Origin of the sequence: Angustibacter luteus (genome assembly GCF_039541115.1) — a bacterium.
GTDB classification, from domain to species: Bacteria; Actinomycetota; Actinomycetes; order Actinomycetales; family Angustibacteraceae; genus Angustibacter; species Angustibacter luteus.
This window is the reverse complement of the sequence record NZ_BAABFP010000002.1, coordinates 422,950-440,956: the sequence shown is the minus strand read 5'-3', so window position 1 is coordinate 440,956 and position 18,007 is coordinate 422,950. Positions and strand designations below refer to the sequence as shown.

At 75.3% G+C, this 18,007-nt stretch carries 11 protein-coding genes; 4 read left to right on the top strand and 7 right to left on the bottom strand.

Annotated elements, in window-relative coordinates; all coding sequences use genetic code 11:
- Positions 1-4 precede the first annotated feature (4 nt).
- The 5 genes from ABEB17_RS02115 to ABEB17_RS02095 are packed head-to-tail and all read right to left on the bottom strand — an operon-like array spanning position 5 to position 4,022.
- Complete coding sequence (locus tag ABEB17_RS02115; RefSeq protein ID WP_345714902.1) at positions 5-697, bottom strand: RibD family protein; 693 nt, start codon at positions 695-697, stop codon at positions 5-7.
- Positions 690-1,586, bottom strand: a complete 897-nt coding sequence (locus tag ABEB17_RS02110; RefSeq protein WP_345714901.1) for a lysylphosphatidylglycerol synthase domain-containing protein — start codon at positions 1,584-1,586, stop codon at positions 690-692. The genes ABEB17_RS02115 and ABEB17_RS02110 overlap by 8 nt, the downstream gene beginning before the upstream one ends.
- Entirely contained in the window at positions 1,583-2,635 is a 1,053-nt protein-coding gene (locus tag ABEB17_RS02105) for a glycosyltransferase family 4 protein (protein WP_345714900.1), read from the bottom strand. The genes ABEB17_RS02110 and ABEB17_RS02105 overlap by 4 nt, the downstream gene beginning before the upstream one ends.
- The gene (locus ABEB17_RS02100) at positions 2,632-3,030 is read right to left on the bottom strand and encodes a 6-pyruvoyl trahydropterin synthase family protein (protein ID WP_345714899.1); all 399 of its coding nucleotides are present in this window, start codon (positions 3,028-3,030) and stop codon (positions 2,632-2,634) included. The genes ABEB17_RS02105 and ABEB17_RS02100 overlap by 4 nt, the downstream gene beginning before the upstream one ends.
- Complete coding sequence (locus ABEB17_RS02095; protein WP_345714898.1) at positions 3,018-4,022, bottom strand: zinc-dependent alcohol dehydrogenase; 1,005 nt, start codon at positions 4,020-4,022, stop codon at positions 3,018-3,020. The genes ABEB17_RS02100 and ABEB17_RS02095 overlap by 13 nt, the downstream gene beginning before the upstream one ends.
- Positions 4,023-4,067: 45 nt before the next feature.
- Here ABEB17_RS02095 and ABEB17_RS02090 point away from each other — a divergent pair, with 45 nt between their 5' ends.
- The 4 genes from ABEB17_RS02090 (at position 4,068) to recD (ending at position 15,221) form a co-directional block, all read left to right on the top strand.
- Positions 4,068-6,431, top strand: a complete 2,364-nt coding sequence (locus ABEB17_RS02090; RefSeq protein ID WP_345714896.1) for a CDP-alcohol phosphatidyltransferase family protein — start codon at positions 4,068-4,070, stop codon at positions 6,429-6,431.
- Between the two features lie 89 nt (positions 6,432-6,520).
- Positions 6,521-9,901, top strand: coding sequence for an exodeoxyribonuclease V subunit gamma (recC, locus tag ABEB17_RS02085; RefSeq protein ID WP_345714895.1), 3,381 nt, complete (start codon positions 6,521-6,523; stop codon positions 9,899-9,901).
- Complete coding sequence (locus ABEB17_RS02080; RefSeq protein ID WP_345714894.1) at positions 9,898-13,308, top strand: UvrD-helicase domain-containing protein; 3,411 nt, start codon at positions 9,898-9,900, stop codon at positions 13,306-13,308. The genes recC and ABEB17_RS02080 overlap by 4 nt, the downstream gene beginning before the upstream one ends.
- On the top strand, positions 13,305-15,221 hold the full coding sequence (gene recD, locus ABEB17_RS02075) for an exodeoxyribonuclease V subunit alpha (RefSeq protein ID WP_345714893.1): 1,917 nt from the start codon (positions 13,305-13,307) through the stop codon (positions 15,219-15,221). The genes ABEB17_RS02080 and recD overlap by 4 nt, the downstream gene beginning before the upstream one ends.
- Here recD and ABEB17_RS02070 read toward each other — a convergent pair.
- Entirely contained in the window at positions 15,211-16,509 is a 1,299-nt protein-coding gene (locus tag ABEB17_RS02070; protein ID WP_345714892.1) for a DUF2254 domain-containing protein, read from the bottom strand. The genes recD and ABEB17_RS02070 overlap by 11 nt on opposite strands.
- 169 nt (positions 16,510-16,678) lie before the next feature.
- Positions 16,679-17,923, bottom strand: coding sequence for an MFS transporter (locus ABEB17_RS02065; RefSeq protein WP_345714891.1), 1,245 nt, complete (start codon positions 17,921-17,923; stop codon positions 16,679-16,681).
- Positions 17,924-18,007 lie beyond the last annotated feature (84 nt).

Genomic DNA, 18,007 nt, shown 5'->3' with positions numbered 1-18,007 from the left:
CTCCTCAGTCCAGCTCGAAGCGGTCGGAGAGCGCGTACCGCAGCATCACGACGTCCCCGATGCGCCGCACGTCGGCCAGCGCGGCCCGGCGGTCGCGGTGCCAGGGGAACTTCCCGTCACCGACGAACCGGTGCGCGCGCGAGTCGCCGACGAACAGGGGCGCGACGACGAGCTGCAGCTCGTCCGCCAGGTCGCCGGTGAGGAACTGGGTGTGTACGGTGCCGCCGCCCTCGACGAGCAGCCGCCGGACGCCACGGGCGTGCAGGTCCTGGCTCACCCAGGCCAGGTCCACCGGCGAACCGGCGTCCACCACCGTCGCGACGGGCCCGACCCGGTCGTGCGCCAGGGCGAGGCCCTGGCTCGCGCAGTAGACGAGCTTCTCGGTGTCCCCGAGGCGGAAGAAGGCCCGGCACGGGTCGAGCTGCCCGCCGCGGGACACCGTCACCTTGGTGGGCGACGCGGGCAGGCCTCGCGCGACCCTGCCCGCGCGCCGAGAGGCGTTGCGCACCAGCAGTCGTGGGTCGTCCGTGCGCAGGGTGGCGGCGCCGACCAGGATCGCGTCGCAGCCGGCCCGCACCTCGTCGACCCGGTCCAGGTCCGCGTCGTTGGACAGCACCAGGCGTTCACCCGTGGCGTCGTCGAGGTAGCCGTCGACCGACATGCCGCAGCTCAGCACCGTGTACGGACGCTCAGCCATGGACCGCCTCCGGCAGGCTGGGAAGAGCGGCGGCCCGGCCCCGCAGGCCGTCGACGAGCAGCACCAGCAGGCCCGGCAGGCTGGCGACGAGGGCCATCACGCCGTACACCACGGCCGTCGAGATCCCTTGTGCCGCACCGAGTCCGGCGGCGGCGAACGCCCAGGCGGCAACCCCCTCGCGCGGGCCCCACCCGGCGACGTTGAGCGGGATGCCCATGGCGACCAGCACCACCAGGGCGAGCGGCAGCAGCTGGCTCACCGGCGCCTGCGAGCCCGCGGTGCGGGCCGCGACCAGGAACACCGCCACGTGACCGCCGACCGCCACGGTGGAGGTGAGGGCCACGACAGCGGCCGCCCGGGCGGCCCGCGTTCGGGTGGCTGCGGCGCACACCGCGAGGGCCAGGACGACGGCCGCCCCCACCGCGAGCCCGCGGGCCGGGACCGGGACGTGCGGTCGCAGGACCGACGGAGCCAGGAGCAGGACGCCGACCGCCAGGGCGAGCTGGACACCTTGCCCGGCAGTGCGTTCCCACACCACGGCACGGGTGCTGCGCCCGATGGCCGCCACCGCCCGCCCGTGCCGGACGGCGCGTTCCACGTCGCCGAGGACACCCCCGGGCAGCGTCGCGTTGAGGAACTGCGAGCGGTAGTAGGCCGGGGCCGCGGCGCGGAAGGGCACGTGGATGCCGTGCCCGTGGGCGACCAGCGTCCACCGCCAGGCGCAGCACGCCGTGGTGATCGCGCCGATCGCGAGGGCGACGGCCAGTGCTCGCGCGTCCACGGTTCGCAGGCCGTCGACGAACGGGCCGGCGCCGACCTGCCAGAGGAGGGCGGCGAGGATCGCCGCGCCGCCGGCTACCCGCAGCCACCGCCCAGCGGTGCGGCTCATCGCAGGACCCGCTCGGAACGGCCGACCGAGAGAAGCAGGCGGGTGATCTCGTCGGTGGTGTCGTCCCAGCCGGTCAGCCGGGTGCGCCGGTCGAGGGCGTTGAGCCGCAGCTGGTCGCGCAGTCGTGGCTCGGTGAGCCACTGCCGCAGGGCTCGCGCGAGGGCGCCGGGGTCGTCGGGCGGGACGAGCACGCCGGGCCGTGCACCGTCGGCCGCGTGGCCGAGGGTGTCGGGCAGACCCCCGACGTCCGTCGCGACCACGGGCAGGGCGCGAGACAGCGCTTCCGTGACGACCATGCCGTAGGTCTCTGCGCGCGAGGCGACGACCAGCAGGTCCGCTGCGGCGTAGGCGGTGACGAGCCCGGCGTCGTCCAGTGGCCCGGCCCACGTCACCCGTCCCTCGCTGCCGTCCCCCTGGGCCCGGCGCCGGACGCGCGCGGCGAACGCCGGGTCCCGGGTCAGACTGCCGGCGACCGTGCACTGCCAGCTGAGGTCGACGATCCCGTCGAGGGCCTCGACCAGGACGTCGAGGCCCTTGCCGGGGGTCACCGCCCCGACGCAGAGCAGGTGGCCGCCGCCCGGCGTCCCGGGTGCGCGTTCGGCGGGATCGACGCCGGGCCTGGCCACCCGCACCTGGCCAGGGTCCAGGGCGTACTCGCGCACCAGCCAGGCGCGGGTCCACTCGCTGGTCGCCACGACCGCGGTGGCCGCGGCGAGTGCTGCGCACTCGCCGGTCCGGACGTCCGGGGGAGCGGTTGGGTCGACCCCCAGCGGCAGGTGTACGAGGAGCACCAGTCGGAGCCGGTTCGCCGCTGCCAGAACGGAGTCCGCCGCGGTGCTGCCGATCAGGCCGTCGACGAGCACGAGGCCGCCGTCCGGGATGGCAGCGAGCCGGCCGCTCAGCGCAGCCGGGGCGGCGACCGGGCACTCGACCACGGACCAGCCGGTCGCCGCCAGTCCCTGGCACACCCGGCGGTCGTAGCGGTTGCCACCGCTCGGCTCGGCGGGGTCGTCAAGGCCGTCGGGGACGACGACGTGCACCGTCCTCACAGCGCCCGCTCATAGCTCGCCCAGGCCACGTGCGACTCGTGCAGCGTGACGGTGATCCCCGCCAGGTCGCGGGCCGCCTCGCCCAGCTCGCCGGCGTGCACGCGCTGGGCGAGCCGGTCGGCGACTGCCTGGGCCAGCACCTCGGTCGAGGTGTTCACGCCGGTGAAGTCCGGCTCGTCGTCCAGGTTCCGGTAGGTCAGCTGCTCCAGCACCGAGTGCAGCGACTGCGCGGCCCGCCCGATGTCGACGACGATGCCGTCGGCGTCCAGCGTTGCCCCGCGGAACGTCGCGTCAACGACGAACGTCGCGCCGTGCAGGCGTTGCGCCGGGCCGAAGACCTCGCCGGTGAAGCTGTGCGCGACCATCATGTGGTCGCGGACGGTCACGCTGAACATGCGACCTCCCCCTCGCGGTAGGTGATGCTGTGGCACAACGCCTTCAGCTCCCCGCCGGCCAGTCGGGGCATCAGTGCGGGCAGCTCCGTGAAGGGCGAGGCGCCGGTCAGCAGGGCGTCGAAGGCGGTGTCCCGCAGCAGGTCCAGCGCCAGCCGCAGCCGGTCGGACGTCGTCCGCCGCCCTCGCCGGGACGCCGCGACCACTCCGACCTGGCTGGCCCGGACCGCCAGCCGCCCGGAGTGGAACGCCCCGCCCAGGGACAGCTGCACCGGACGGTCGCCGTACCAGCTGAGGTCCAGCACGGTGGCCTCGGCGGCGAGCAGGTCCAACGAGGTCTGCAGGCCGGCAGAGGTCGCGCTGGTGTGCACGACAAGGTCCTGGCCGCCGTCCGACTCTCCGGGGAGCGCGAACCGGACCCCCAGGGCGTCCGCGACGGGCGCGCGGCCCGGGTCCACGTCCACCAACGTCACCTCGACCTGCGGGAACCGGCTGAGCAGCCGCGCCACGCAGCAGCCCACCATGCCCGCGCCGACCACGGTGACCCGGTCGCCCAGCAGCGGCCCGCAGTCCCAGAGCGCGTTCACCGCGGTCTCGACCGTCCCGGCCAGCACCGCGCGGGCCGGGGGAACGCCGTCCGGCACCACGACGACCGCGGTCGCCGGCACGACGTACGCGTCCTGGTGCGGGTACAGGCAGAAGACGGTGCGGCCGGTCAGCTCGCCGGGGCCGCGGACGACGGTGCCGACGTTCAGGTAGCCGTACTTCACCGGTGCCGGGAAGTCGCCGTCCTGGAACGGCGCGCGCATGATCTGGTGCTGGCTGGTCGGCACACCACCGCGGAAGACCAGTGACTCGGTGCCGCGACTGACACCGGTGTGCAGCGTCCGGACCAGCACCTCGCCCGGGCCCGGCTCTCGCAGCGGCTCGGCGCGCAGCTCGCCGACTCCCGGCGCGCTCACCCAGAACGCCGTCGCCTCGGTGAACCGAACCATGGAACCTCCCGTTTCCTGGTCGTACAGCAACGTCACGGAGGCGCGGTGCGTGTGGTTCACCTGCGAGCGGTCCAGCGGGGCAGGGTCGTCGGTGCGCCGGCCCTGCAGCTCGGACTGCTGGCGGGGCTCGCGGCGACGGCCGGGCTGAGTGCCGGGGGCTGGGCGGCCGGCCTGACGTGCCTCGTGGGGCTGGACGTGCTGCTGGTGCGGTCCCTGGTCCGCGCCGGCCTGATCGGCGCGAGTGGGACGAGGCTGGGGGCGGCGAACGCCGTGACGCTGGGGCGGGCCACGCTCGCCTGCGGGGTCGCGGCCCTCGTGGTGACCTCGTTCAGCCGGACGACGCCGGCGCCGCCGGCGGCCGCGATCGTCGGGCTGGCGGTGGTCGCGTTGGCGCTCGACGCCGTGGACGGCAGGGTCGCCCGACGCACCGGCACGGTGTCGGCCGTCGGCGCCCGCTTCGACATGGAGGCGGACGCGTTCTTGATCCTGGTGCTCGCCGGCTACCTCGCGCCCGTGGCCGGCTGGTGGGTGCTGGCGATCGGCTTGGCCCGGTACGTGCTCGTGGCGGCGAGCTGGGCCATGCCCTGGCTGCGGGCAGGCGCCCCGGCGCGCTCCTGGCGCAAGGTGGTGGCCGCCGTCCAGGGGATCGTGCTCGTGGCTGCGGCATCCGGCGTGCTGCCCGCCGCGCTGCTGTCGGTCGTGCTGGCGACGGCGCTCGCGCTGCTGGCCTGGTCGTTCGGCACCGAGGCGTGGTGGTTGTGGCGGCACCGCGACCCCAGCCCGGACGTCGCGCGCCGCGTCCGGGGCCGCGCGCCCCTCGCGGTCGCCGCGACCGGGACAGCCGTGGTGCTGGTGTGGTTCGCGGTGGCCGGGCCGGCCAGTGCGCCCTCGGCCGCCGGCGGGTACCTGCGGCTGCCGCTGGACGTCCTCGTCGTCGCCGGGCTCGCCGTGGCGCTGCCGGACCGGCTCCGGGCGGCGATGGCCGTGGGCGTCGGCGGCCTGCTCGGGCTGCTCACCGTGCTCAAGCTGCTCGACCTGGGCTCGACCACCGCCGTCGGCCGGCCGTTCGACCCGCTGACGGACTGGCGCTACCTGGGCTCGGCGACGGGCCTGCTGCGCGACTCGCTCGGCGCCGCGCAGGGCGTCGCCGTCGCGGTGGCCGCGCTCGTCCTGGCCGGCGGGGTCCTCGTCCTGATGCCGCTGTCGGTGCTGCGTCTCACCACCCTGGCCGCGCGCCGCCGGGCCGGCACGGCGGCCGTCGTGTCGGTGCTCGGCGTGGGCTGGACGCTGGCGGCCGCCCTCGGGTTGCAGGCGGCCCCTGGCGTCCCGGTGGCTTCGACCGGCGCGGCCGGGCTGGCCGTGGACCAGGTCCGCCTGGTCCGCGCCGACCGGCGCGACCGCGAGCAGTTCGCCCGGGAGGCCAGGGTCGACGCCTTCCGGGACACCCCGGCCGACCGGCTGCTGACCGGACTGCGCGGCAAGGACGTCCTGCTCGTCTTCGTGGAGAGCTACGGCCGTGCGGCGCTGGAAGGTCCGGGACCGACGTCCGGGGTGGTCGGGGCGCTGGACGCCGGCACACAGCGACTGCAGGCATCCGGGTACGCCTCGGCGAGCGCGTTCCTGACCTCGCCGACCTTCGGCGGGATCAGCTGGCTCGCGCACTCCACCCTGCAGTCGGGGACCTGGGTGGACAGCCAGCGAAGGTACGACGACCTCGTCGCGGGCGACCGCTTCACGCTGAGCCAGGCGTTCGGCCGGGCCGGCTGGCGGACGGTCAGCGACGTCCCCTCCAACCGGCAGGACTGGCCGCCGGGCCGGTCCTTCTACCGCTACGACCAGCTGTACGACGCCCGCAACGTGGGGTACCGGGGCCCGTCGTTCAGCTACGCCTCGATGCCTGACCAGTACACGCTCGCGGCCTTCCGGCACCTCGAGCTGACCGGGCGGCCGCGGCCGCCGGTGATGGCCGAGATCGACCTCGTGTCCAGCCACACGCCGTGGGCGCCGGTGCCACGGATGGTCGACCCGGACGCCGTGGGTGACGGGTCGGTGTACGACGGCATGCCCGCCCAGGGTCAGGCTCCGGGGGACGTGTGGCCCGACGTCGCCAAGGTCCGGGCGGCCTACGCGACGTCGATCGCCTACTCGCTGGACGCGCTCACCTCGTTCGTGGCCGGCTCGGGCGACGACGACCTGGTGCTCGTGGTGCTGGGCGACCACCAGCCGGCATCCATCGTGTCCGGCGCGCGGGCCGGGCACGACGTCCCGGTCTCGATCATCGCCCGTGACCCCGCCGTGCTGGACCGGGTCGCGTCCTGGGGGTGGCAGCCGGGCCTGCGGCCGAGCCCGTCCGCACCGGTCTGGCCGATGGACACCTTCCGCGACCGGTTCCTGTCCGCGTACCGCTAGCGAGCCGCGCGGCCGGCCGGGATGTCGCTGCCCCGGCATAGGGTTCTGGCTGGACGATGCGTGGCGAACCGCGAGGACGGAGGGGTTGCGTGCTGCACGTGCACCGCTCGGAGCGCGCCGACGCGCTCGTCGAACCGCTGGCCGGTGTGCTCGCCACCCCCCTCGACGACCCGTTCGCGCCGGACGTCGTCGCCGTCCCCACCCGCGGCGTGGAGCGCTGGCTCGCCCAACGGCTCTCCCACCGCCTCGGCGCCGCACCCGGCGAGCAGGACGGCGTGTGCGCCAACATCGGGTTCGGGTCGCCGTCCCGGCTGGTGGCGGGCGCGCTGTCCGCGACCCTGGGGCTGGAACCGGACGACGACCCCTGGCGGTACGACAGCCTCACCTGGGCGCTGCTCGAGGTCGTCGACGCGGTCGCCGAGGAACCGTGGGCGGCCGTGCTGGCCCGACACCTCGGGCTCGGCCCGTCCACCACCGACGACGACGACGTGCGCCGGGGCCGCCGGCTCGCCCTGGCCCAGCACCTGGCTTCGCTGTTCACCAGCTACGGCGCGCAGCGCCCCGAGCTCGTCCTGGCCTGGGCGGCAGGGGCCGACGAGGACGGCACCGGCCAACCGGTGCCGGCCGACCTCGCCTGGCAGCCCCGGCTGTGGCGCCGCCTGCGCGACCGGCTCGACGTCGCGAGCCCGCCCGAGCGGCTCGCCGAGGCCGTGCAGCTGCTCGCCGACGCGCCGGACCGGGTGCCGTTCGCGCCCCGGCTCTCGGTGTTCGGCGCCACCCGGCTGCCGCAGGACCAGCTGATGGTGCTGGACGCGCTCAGCCGGCACCGCGACGTCCACCTGTGGTTGCCGCACCCGTCACCGGCGTTGTGGCGCAACGTGTCCGGGCTCGACGGCCCGGCCCGGCGGCGTCGCGACCAGCCGGTCGTCGCGGCCCACCCGATGCTCGCGTCCATGGCTCGCGACGCGAGCGAGCTGCAGACCCGGCTGCGCGCCGGCGCCACCGTCGACCACTACCACCCGTCCCCTCCCACCGGGCCCACGCTGCTCGGGGCCCTGCAGCAGCGGCTGCGCGACGACGACCCGGACGCCGCGCCGCACCCGCTCGCGGACGGCGACCGCAGCGTCCAGGTGCTGGCCTGCCACGGCCGGGCCCGCCAGGTCGAGGTGCTGCGCGAGATGCTGGTGGGGATGTTCGCCGACGACGCCACCCTGGAGCCGCGTGAGGTCGTCGTGATGTGCCCGGACATCGAGGCGTTCGCCCCGCTGGTCACGGCCACGTTCGGGCTCGGGGCCGAGGTCGAGCCGGTGGACGGGCGGTCCGCCGTGCACCCCGGGCAGATGTTGCGGGTCCGGCTGGCCGACCGCTCGCTGCGCCAGACCAACCCGGTCCTCGCGCTGCTCGCCGCTCTGCTGGGTCTGGCCGACGACCGGGTCACCGCGTCGCAGGTGCTGGACCTGGCCGCCAGCGAGCCGGTGCGGCGGCGGTTCGGGTTCGACGACGACGACCTGGACCGCATCTCCGGCTGGGCCGTCGACGCGGGGGTGCACTGGGGTGAGGACCTGGACCGCCGGGCCCGGTTCGGCCTGCCGGACCTGCGGCAGGGCACCTGGGGCACCGCGCTGGACCGCATCCTGCTGGGCGCGGCGATGGCCGACGAGGACCAGCGTTTCGTCGGGTCCGCGTTGCCGCTGGACGACGTGGACAGCAACGACATCGAGCTGGCCGGACGGCTGGCCGAGCTGCTCGAGCGGCTCACCGGCGTCCTCGCCAGCCTCGACGGCACCCATCCGCTCGGCACGTGGCTGGACCTGCTGGACGGCGCGCTCGACCAGCTCGCGGACGTCGCTGCCGCGGACGCCTGGCAGCTCGTACAGGCCCGCCAGGTGCTGGCGGACGCTCAGTGGTCGCCCGATCTCACCACCGAGCGCGGTGAGACCGTGCTGCGGCTGCCCGACGTGCGCGCGCTGCTGGCCGGGCGGCTCGCGGGACGGCCGACCCGTGCCGGGTTCCGGACCGGCGGCCTGACCATGTGCTCGCTCGAACCCATGCGGGCCGTGCCGCACCGGGTGGTCTGCCTGCTGGGTCTGGACGACGGTGCGTTCCCGCGGCGAACGTCGGCGGACGGGGACGACGTCCTGCTGCGCGACCCGTGCCTGGGCGAGCGGGAGCGCCGCAGCGAGGACCGTCAGCTGTTCCTGGATGCGGTGACGGCCGCGTCCGACCACCTCGTGGTCCTCTACACCGGTGCCGACCAGCGCACGGGGGCGGCCCGTCCGCCGGCGGTCCCGGTCAGCGAGCTGCTCGACGCGCTGGACGGCGCCGCCACCGCCACGGACGGGCGCCCGGTGCGCGAGCACGTCGTCGTCCGGCACCCGCTGCAGGTCGTGGACGAGCGCAACTTCGTCGCTGGCGCCCTGCACCGCCCCGGGCCGTTCAGCTTCGACGCGGTGGCGTTCGAGGCCGCCCGGGCGGGGCGTGGCGAGCGGGTCGGCCCCGCGCCGTTCCTGTCGCGGCCCCTGCCGGTCGAGCCGCGCCCGGACCAGGTCGACCTGGACGACCTGGTGCGTGCGCTCGAGCACCCGGTGAAGTGGTTCCTGCGGCGTCGGCTGAGGGTGTCGCTCAGTGGTGACGACGAGGACGTCGAGGACCGGCTGCCGCTGGAGCTCGACGGCCTGCAGAAGTGGGCGGTCGGGGACCGGCTGCTGGGAGCCCGGCTGGCCGACGTCGACCCGGGGCGCGCGGTGGCGGCCGAGTGGCGGCGAGGCCACGTCCCGCCGCGCGAGCTCGGGCGGGCCACGTTGGCGGAGGTCGCCGAGCGGGTCGAGCCGATCGTCGACGCGGCCGCCCGGTACGCGGCGGGGCAGGCGCGCGTGGTCGACGTCCGGGCCGACCTGCCGGGCGGCTTCGTGGTCAGCGGGTCGGTGCCCGGCGTGCACGGCGACGTGCTGCTGCGCAGCGTCTACTCGCGGGTGTCCGGCAAGCACCGGCTGCGCGCGTGGGTCCAGCTGCTCGCCCTGGTCGCCTCGGAGCCAGATCGCGCGTGGCGGGCGGTCACGGTGGGCCGGTCGGCCGGTCGGTCGGCCAGCTCGACGGCGATGGGGCTGCGCACTCCCGACCCGGCGTGGGCAGCGCAACGGCTGGAGGAGCTGGTGCGGCTGCGCGAGCGAGCCACCCGCGAGCTCCTGCCGATGCCGGTCGACACCGCGCTCGCGTACGCCCAGAGCCGGTTCGCCGGTGACGCCGAGGTGCAGGCGCTGGAGGACGCCCGGCGCGTCTGGAAGAGCGGGTTCGAGGCGAGCGACGAGTACCACGAGCTCGGCTGGGGGCCGGGTGCGGCGCTGGACGACCTGCTGGGGACGCCGGACCCGACCGAGCAGAAGTGGTGGCCGCAGGACTCCAGCCGGCTGGGGGTCCTGGCCCGCCGGGTCTGGCAGCCGCTGCTCGACCACGAGACGAGCCAGCCGTGAGCTCCGACCAGCCCGCCGGCGAGCGCGCCGGCCGGCCGATCCAACCGGTCGCGGTGTTCGACGTCTGCGGCGATCTCCCCACGGGCACCACAGTTCTGGAGGCCAGCGCCGGCACCGGTAAGACGTTCACCATCGCCGCCCTGGCGGCCCGCTACGTGGCCGAAGGGGTCGCCGAGCTCCCCGAGCTGCTGCTGGTCACGTTCGGCCGGGCCGCGACGTCGGAGCTGCGCGACCGGGTCCGCGAGCGCCTGGTGTCGGCCGAGCGCGCGCTGCGCGACCCGGACGCCCGACGCAGCGACGACGACCTGGTGCGGCACCTGGCCGACGTGGACGACGACGAGCTGGCGGTGCGCCGCCGCCGGCTGGCCGCCGCGCTGGCCGACTTCGACGCCGCCACCATCGCCACGACGCACGGGTTCTGCCAGCAGATGCTCACGTCCCTGGGCGTCAGCAGTGACGTCGACGCCGACGCGGTGCTGGTGCCGGACCTGGCCGACCTGGTGGACGAGGTGGTCGACGACCGGTACCTGCAGCGCTTCGCCGCCAACCCGGCGCCGGCCCTGTCGGTGGCCGACGCCCGGCTCGTCGCACGCGCCGCCGTCAGTGACCCGCAGGCCAGGCTCGAGCCCGGCTACGCCCCGCCCGACACGCTCGCCGGTCACCGGTACGCGTTCGCCCGGGACGTCGTCCAGGAGGTGCGCCAGCGCAAGCGGGCCCGGCGGTTGATCGACTACGACGACCTGCTCGTCCTGCTCCGCGACGCGCTCGCCGACGAGCAGACCGGACCGGCTGCGGCCGGGCGGGTTCGCTCGCGCTACCGGGTGGTGCTGGTCGACGAGTTCCAGGACACCGACCCCGTGCAGTGGCAGATCCTGCACACCGCGTTCCACGGGCACCGCACGCTCGTCCTGATCGGCGACCCGAAGCAGGCCATCTACGCGTTCCGCGGCGGCGACGTCGTCGCGTACCTGGCGGCCCGGGCGAGCGCCGACCACGCGGCGACGCTGGGCCGCAGCTGGCGCAGCGACGCGCCACTGCTGGGCGCGCTCGAGCACGTCATGGGCGGCGCCGCCCTCGGCGACGAGGCGATCCTGGTCCGGCCGGTCACGGCCGCCCACGTCGAGCGGCGGCTGGCCGGCGGTGCCCCGCTGCGGCTGCGGCACGTCACCCGCACCGCGTTCGGGTTCAGCGGCACGAAGACCCCACCGGTCGACCGGGTGCGCGCGCTGATCGCGCAGGACGTGGCGGCGGACGTCGTCCGCCAGCTCGAGCAGACCCGGTTGGCGGACGGCGACGGCTGGCGGCCGCTGCGGCCGGCGGACGTCGCGGTGCTGACCCAGCGCAACGCCGACGCCGCCCTCGTCCAGCAGGCCCTGGTCGCCGTCGGCGTACCGGCGGTGGTGTCGGGGCTGTCCAGCGTGTTCGGCACGCGGGCGGCGCGGGACTGGCTCACGCTGCTGCGCGCCGTCGAGCAGCCGGGGCACGCCGGGCGGACCGCCGCGCTGGCGCTCAGCCCGTTCATCGGCTGGGACGCGTCGCGGCTGGCGAACGCGTCCGACGCGGAGCGCGACGAGCTGTCCGACCGGGTGCGGTCGTGGGCGCAGGTGCTCACCGACCGCGGAGTGGCCGCCCTGCTCGAGGCCACCACCGCGGACGGCCTCGCGGAGCGCCTGATGCGCACGACGACGGGGGAGCGGACGCTCACCGACCTGCGGCACGTCGCCCAGTCGATGCACGTCGCCGCGGTGCAGGACCGGCTGGGCGGTGCCGCGCTCACGGACTGGCTGCGCCGGCGGGTGGACGAGGCGGCCGGGGACTACGCCGAGGAACGCAGCCGCCGCCTCGAGACGGACGCGGCCGCCGTGCAGGTCGTCACCGTGCACGCCAGCAAGGGGCTGGAGTTCCCGGTGGTCTACGTCCCGTTCGGCTGGGACCGGTACGAGGCGACCACCCCGTCGGTCCTGCGCTTCCACGACGGCGCCGGCCACCGCGTCCTGCACATCGGTGGCGCCGAGGACCAGCACTACGCCGCCGCGCGCGACCGGCACCTGGCCGAGGAGCGCGGCGAGGACCTGCGCCTTCTGTACGTCGCGCTGACCCGGGCGAGCTCGCAGGTCGTCGCCTGGTGGGCGGCCTCCCGCAACTCCGGCAGCGGGCCGCTGAGCCGGATGGTGCTGGGGGAGTGGGGATCCGGCCAGCAGCCACCGGACCGGGTGACGGTGGCCGCCGACCCGAAGGTGGTCGCGAAGCTCGCCGACCTGGCCGAGGGCTCGCAGGGCACGATCGAGGTGGAGCAGGTCGACGCGGCGCCCCGGCTGGTGCGCTGGCGAGCACCGGCCGTCGAGGACGCCGCCCTGTCCGTCGGCTCGCTGCGCCGGCACCTCGACCTCACCTGGCGGCGGACGTCGTACTCGGGCCTGACTGCGGCAGCGCACGACGCCGGCCCTGGTGTCGCGAGCGAGCCGGAAGCCACCGGCGTCCAGGACGAGAGCGACGTACCGCCGACCGGTCCCGCGTCCGACTCGTCGTCCGACTCGCCGGCCGGGGCGCACCTGCCCTCCCCGATGGCGGACCTGGTGGGCGGTGCCACGTTCGGCACGCTCGTGCACGAGGTGCTCGAGCACCTCGACCCGGTCACGTCGCGGGCGCGCGGTGACCTCCCGGACGCGATCGTGGCCGGGATCCGGCAGGCGCGCAGCGCCCGGCTGGACGACGCGTCCACCCAGACCCTGGCCGATGCGCTCGAGCTGGTCCTCGACACCCCGCTGGGTCCGCTGGCGCCCGGGCGGACGCTCGGCGACCTCGAGGTCACGGACCGGTTGGCCGAGCTGGACTTCGAGCTCCCGCTGGCCGGCGGCGACACCAGCAGCTCCGCCGCCTCGACCGGCGGGACGCTGGCCGACGTGACGACCCTGCTCGACCGCCACCTGCCGCCGGACGACCCCTTCGCCGACTACGGACGGCGACTGGCCGCGGCCGGGCTCGGCACCGGACGGCTGCGCGGGTACCTGGCCGGCAGCATCGACGCCGTGCTGCGGATCCGGGACGAGCACGGGCGCCCGCGCTACGTCGTCGTGGACTACAAGACCAACCGGCTGGCCGCCGTCGACGAGCCGCTGACCACCTGGCACTACCGGCCGGACGCCATGGCCGAGGCGATGATGGCTGCGCACTACCCGCTGCAGCTGCTGCTGTACTCCGTTGCGCTGCACCGTTTCCTGCGCTGGCGCCAACCAGGCTACGACCCGGACGAGTACCTCGGCGGCGCGTTGTACCTGTTCGTGCGCGGCATGTGCGGGCCGAACACCCCGGTCGTCGACGGGACGCCAACCGGGGTCCTGTCCTGGCGGCCGCCGAGCGCGCTGGTGCTCGACCTGTCCGACCTGCTCGACGGGAGGACGTCGTGAGCCGCGACCCGTTCGGACCGCGCACCGCGCTGCGGGCCGACCCCTTGCTGGCCGCCTTCAACGCTGCCTCGATGATCTCCGCCGCCGACGTGCAGGTCGCCCGTCGGCTCGGGGTGCTGGCGCACGAGAGCGACGAGCAGGTGCTGCTGGCCGTGGCGCTCGCCGTCCGGGAGGTCCGCGCCGGATCGGTCTGCGTGAGCCTGGACGACGTCCGGACCCTCGTGCAGGCCGAGGACGACGAGGCCGCCGAGGACGACACCGCGACCGTGCCGACGCTCACCGACGACCTGCCCTGGCCCGACCCCGCGCAGTGGCGGACGGCGCTCGCGGCCAGCCCGCTCGTCGCGAGCGGGGTGGACGGGCCGGCGGACCGACCGGTGCGCTGGGTCGACGGCCGGCTCTACCTGGATCGCTACTGGCGGCACGAGCAGACGGTCCGCACCCTGGTGGACGAGCGGCTGCGCAGCGGACCGCTGACCGTCGGCTCCCGGCTGCTGGCCGACGAGACGCACCGGTTCTTCCCCTCGCCTGGCGACGCCCGGCAGCGGCTGGGGGCGGCCGCGGCAGCGACGAGCCGGCTCACCGTGCTGACCGGTGGCCCGGGCACCGGCAAGACGACCACGGTGGCGCGGCTGCTGGCCGTGCTGCAGTCGGTGGCCGGCCCGGACCTGCGGATCGCGCTGGCCGCCCCGACCGGCAAGGCCGCCGCCCGGTTGCAGGAGGCCGTACGCGCCCAGGTCGCGGGGTTCGAGGACGAGCAGGACCGGCGCCGGGTCGGCGAGCCCGAGGCCACCACGATCCACCGGCTGCTCGGCTGGCGGCCCGGCAGCTCGACCCGCTTCCAGCACGACCGCGACCACCACCTGCCGCACGACGTAGTCATCGTCGACGAGACCTCGATGGTGTCGCTGCCGCTGATGGCCCGGCTGCTGGAGGCGCTGCGGCCGCAGGCCCGGCTGGTCCTGGTCGGCGACCCGGACCAGCTCGCGTCGGTCGAGGCCGGGGCCGTGCTCGGCGACCTGGTGGCCCGGCCCCCGGTCGCGGACGGGCTGCCGGCGACCCTGGCGGCCGTCGTCCCGGCCGACCTGCCGACCGACCCCGGCGCGCTGACCCGGCTGCGCAGCGGCGTCGTCCGGCTGGAGACGGTGCACCGGCACGGCGCGGACATCGGTCGGCTCGCCGCTGCGGTCCGGGCCGGCGACGGCGACCAGGTCCTGGAGGTGCTGCGGTCCGGGTCGGCGGCCGTGTCGTTCGTCGAGACCGCGGGCGAGGGGCCGAACCAGACCGAGGTCGCGGCGGTCCGCCAGGACGCGGAGTCCGCTGGGGTGGAACTGGTCGCGGCGGCCCGCGCCGGTGACGTCGCGGGCGCGTTGCACGCGCTCGACGAGCACCGGTTGCTGCTGGCGCACCGTCGGGGTCGGGCCGGTGTCGCGTTCTGGGCGGCCCAGGTCGAGGAGTGGGTCGCCGAGGCGGTGGGGGCGGCTCCTGGGCCGGACGCCTCCTGGGCCGGCAGCGTCTGGTACCCGGGCCGCCCGCTGCTCGTCACGGCCAACGACCGGGACAGCGGCCTCTACAACGGCGACACCGGGGTGGTCGTCGCGGACGGCGAGGGGGGAGTGCTCGCGGCGTTCGGCGACCCCAGCCAGCCGCTGCTCGTCCGGCCGCACCGGCTGCCCAGCGTCGAGACCGTCTACGCGATGACGGTGCACCGCGGTCAGGGCAGCCAGTTCCAGCACGTCTCGCTGGTGCTGCCGCCGGTGAGCTCGCCGCTGCTGACCCGCGAGCTGTTCTACACCGCGGTGACGCGTGCGAGAGAACGGGTTCGGGTGGTCGGCACGGAGGCCGCCGTCCGGGCCGCGGTCGACCGGCCGGTCCGGCGGGCGAGCGGGCTGCGCCAGCCGCTCAGCGGGTGACCTCGCGCAGCACGGCCTCGCCGTGCGCGACGACGGGCGCCAGGTCGGTGGCCTGGACGACGCCGTCCCGGGCCGCCTCGATCACCAGCCGCACGTGCCGGGCCACCACGTCGCGGCCGGCGTCGTCCCGGCAGAAGTACCCCGCCCGGTGCAGGGTGCGCAGCAACGCCTGCAGGACGCGCGGCTCGTCCCGCCCGTAGCGGCGGATCTGGCCGGTGGCGAGCTCCACGTAGTACTCCAGGTCCCGCCCGTGCAGGACGACCCGGTCCCGGCCGTCGTCGCCCAGCACCTGGCTGCCCAACGGTCGCGCGGCCAGCGTGGCGAGCACCACCGAGATGTGCTCGAGCGACTGGATCGCGGTGTACGGGTCGTTGATCGCCGGCGAGAGCGCCTTGACCGAGATGTCCGCGAGCTGGCGCATGCCGAAGGCGACGTCCTGCTCGGTCGTGCGCTCGAAGCCGATCCGGACGCACTCGTGCACCGCGTCCTGCACCGCGGCGACGTCCGGCGCGGCGTCGCCGGCGGTGACCCGCCACAGCCAGACCATCGGCTCGCCCGCGAGGACGTGCTCGCCGACCATCGGCACCACCGACGCGGTGAGGTCGTGCAGGCGGGCGGCGCGCAGCAGCGGCGCCGGCTGCAAGGTCTGGACGTACCCCGACCGGTACGCAGGCACCGGCACCGCCCACGGCGGCGGCTCGGGCAGGTCGTGGTCGCGGACGCCCTCGGTCGGCAGGTCGTGCTCGATGACCCGCATCGTCTTGGTCTCCACCCCGACCATCACCTGGTCGATCTGGATGGCGTGCGAGATGTGGTGCACGAAGTAGACGAGCACGACCATGCTGGCCACCAGCAGGGCGATGGCCAGGGTGACCGCCAGCCGCGGGTAGTCGTCGGTCGTGGCGCCGCGGCCGACGCCGACGGTGTAGAGGCCAGCGGTGCTGTAGACGAAGGTCGCCACGAAGACGCTGAGCACGACCTGGTTGACCCGGTCGCGCAGGAAGGTGCGCAGGATCCGCGGCGAGAACTGGGTGGACGACAGCTGCAGGGCCACCAGCGTCAGGCCGAGCACCAGGGCGATGACCGTCATCATCGTGCCGGAGATGCCGATCAGCATCACCCGCGCGTCGGCTGCCGTCCCCTTGAACACCAGGGGTTCCAGCGGTGAGCCGTCCGGGATGGTGATCGAGCTGAGCACCGAGCCGGTCACCAGGGCCAGCAGCACCGCCGCCGTCGGGTACACCCACAGCGCGCCCTTGAGGTAGTCCCCAGTCCCGGTCTGCCGCACGATGACCCTCCCGACATCGGGTGCGCCGTCCAGACTGGCACCGGCCGCACCCCGTGTCGACGCCGCCCGCGTCCCCCGTCGTTGATCACGTTCAGTGGGTCTACGCCCGCTTCTCGAGGTGAACGACCCTGGAGAAGCGGGTGTTCACCCACTGAACGTGATCAACAGCTCAGCCGACGGCGGGCCCCGGTGAGGTCGGGTCGGCTGCGTCGGCCAGCTCGGACGGCGACGCCATCGCCGCGACGGGCGCGCGCAGGGCGGCCAGGATGGGCAGGGCGAGCAGGGTGATGACGGCGAGGATCAGGAACGACGCCGTCGGGCTGTCCAGCGTGGCCCCGATGATCGCGCTGACCACGAGCCCGCCGAGGTTGCCCATCGTCCAGACCAGCCCGGACGACACGCCCTCGGCGTCACCGGAGTGCCGCTCGACGAGCTCGAGGACGATCGCCAGCATCGGCAGCAGCATGAGGCCGGCGATCGAGAGGCTGACCAGGCCGGTGCCGAACCCGGGTGCGACCGCGAGCAGCACGCAGACGGCGGCGGTGGTCGCGATGCCGACCATGCCGGTCAGCACCTCGGTCCGGTGGCCCGCTGCCCACACGGGCAGCACGGCGGTCCCGATGACCCCGGCGAGCACGCAGGAGATCAGCATGACCCCGACCTGGTCCACGGTGACCCCGGCGGGCTCCAGCAGCGCCTGGGTCCAGGTGCTGAGCGTGATGAAGGTGCCGAAGGGTAGGAAGCCGAACAGGCACAGCTTGCGGATCAGCGGGTCGTTCCACGCTCCGCGCACGGCCGTCCAGCTGGCGCGCACCCCGGCCGGCCGGCGGGTCTCGCCGAACGGGACGGGACCGCGGATCGCCACCGCCAGCAGCACGGCCGCGACTACCGCGTACCCGGCGTGCACGGCGACCAGCGTCGGCAGGGTGTCCGTCGTCGAGAACACGGCGCTGAGCGCGAAGGCCGCGACGAACCCGGCCCAGGTGCTCGCGGTGGCGACGGCGATACCGACCGGGCGGTGCTCCGGGCGCAGGTAGCCGCGGGTCAGGCCGGTGATGCCGGTCAGCATGATGGGCTGCCCCAGGGCCGCCACGCACCCCCCGGCCAGCATCCAGCCGAACGAGTCGCCGCCGACCCGGATGCACGCCCCGACGGCGGTCAGCGCGCCGCCGAGCACCAGGGCGCCGCGCAGGTTGCGGTCCAGCAGCAGCCCGGCGGGGATGGCCAGCAGCACGAACGCCAGCACGAACACGTTGGCCAGCCAGCCGATCGCGGTCTCCGACACGCCGTACCGCTCGGCGGCCACCGTGGTCACCGGCGCGAAGGTCAGCCACACCATCTGGGTGGCGGCGCCGACCAACGAGAACGCGGCGATGATGCCCCAGCGGCTCGTGGCGGTCGGGTCGGGGCTCAAACGGATCTCCTGGAATCGTCGACGGCGCGATGGGAACAGCGAGAGAGTAGGCCGAGAACCTGACCGAGCGTGGGAGGTGACGGG